The organism is Salipiger bermudensis (genome assembly GCF_017309175.1).
GTDB classification, from domain to species: domain Bacteria; phylum Pseudomonadota; class Alphaproteobacteria; order Rhodobacterales; family Rhodobacteraceae; genus Salipiger; species Salipiger bermudensis.
On the sequence record NZ_JAEKJV010000050.1, the window covers coordinates 1 to 1383 of the forward strand.

Annotated in this window: 1 protein-coding gene; it reads left to right on the forward strand. The window is 64.1% G+C overall.

Features of this window, described 5'->3' with window-relative positions; translation table 11 throughout:
* Positions 1–87 precede the first annotated feature (87 nt).
* On the forward strand, positions 88–1326 hold the full coding sequence (locus JF542_RS24295) for an IS256 family transposase (RefSeq protein ID WP_207077732.1): 1239 nt from the start codon (positions 88–90) through the stop codon (positions 1324–1326).
* Positions 1327–1383: the final 57 nt, after the last annotated feature.

Genomic DNA, 1383 nt, shown 5'->3' on the forward strand with positions numbered 1-1383 from the left:
GCGTCGCCACATGCGACGCTGGCGGTCACCGTCGATCTTCGGAGAAGGTTCGGGTTGCGACACCTGAAACCTGAGACGGAGATGACGATGACCGACGACAGAATGGCTCTGATGGAGCTGGTTGAGAAGCAGGCTGATGGCGATCTCGTGCGCGAGATGCTGGCCTTTGCAGCCGAGCGCATCATGGAGGCCGAGATCGAGGCGCGGACTGGGGCGGCGAAGGGCGCGCGCTCACCGATGCGGGAAGCCCAGCGAAATGGATACCGGGAGCGGGATTGGGATACCCGGGCCGGCCGGATCGCGCTGGAGATCCCGAAGCTGCGTAAGGGCAGCTATTTCCCAAGCTTTCTTGAGCCCCGGCGGACGGCAGAGAAGGCCTTGGTTGCGGTGATCCAGGAGGCCTACGTCCATGGCATCTCGACGCGGTCCGTCGATGATCTGGTGAAGGCGATGGGCGCGGGCGGCATGTCGAAGAGCCAGGTCAGCCGGTTGTGCATGGAGATCGACGAGCGGGTCGGTGCCTTCCTTGCTCGCCCCCTGGAAGGCGCGTGGCCCTACCTGTGGCTCGACGCCACCTACCTCAAGGTCAGGGAGGGCGGGCGCATCATCAGCAAGGCGGTGATACTCGCCGTGGCCGTGAACGAGGACGGCAAGCGCGAGGTGCTGGGCGTCGCCACCGGTCCATCCGAGGCGGAGACATTCTGGACCGACTTCCTGCGCAGCCTTGCGGACCGGGGCCTGCGCGGCGTGAAGCTGGTGATCTCAGACGACCACAAGGGCCTGCGGGCTGCCGCACGTCGCGTGTTCAACGGTGGAGGCGTTAAGCGATTGATCCGGGGGATCAATCGTAGCCGGAACCACCAGAGATGCCGCATTCACTGGATGCGCAACGCCCTGGCTCACGCTCCGGCAAAGCAGCGCACTGCGGTGGCGGCGATGCTGAAGACGATCTTTGCCCAGGAGAGCAAGGCCGACGCCGAGGCACAGTGGAATGTCGTGGCCGATGCCCTGCGGGAAAAACAGCCTAAACTCGGTGCCCTAATGGACGCGTCCTGCGACGATGTCCTCGCTTACATGTCGTTCCCCCGCGAACATTGGACCCAGATCGCTTCCACCAATCCACTGGAACGGGTGAACCGTGAAGTGAAACGACGTGCGGACGTCATCGGGATCTTTCCCAACGACGCTGCCATCGTCCGCCTCGTCGGCGCGCTGATGCTCGAGACCAACGACGAGTGGGCCGTAGCGCGGCGATACATGTCGCTTGAAACCTTGGCCCGCGTCACCGACAATCCAACCGTCAGGCTGCCCGCAGTGGCATCCTGATCAGGCCCGGACCTCTCCGAAGGTCGACGCTCCTACACCATGCCGTGGGGCACTATC

Bases quoted from the DNA above. Each gene is read 5' to 3' on its own strand.
- JF542_RS24295 (WP_207077732.1), top strand. From the start codon at position 88: ATGACCGACGACAGAATGGCTCTGATGGAGCTGGTTGAGAAGCAGGCT.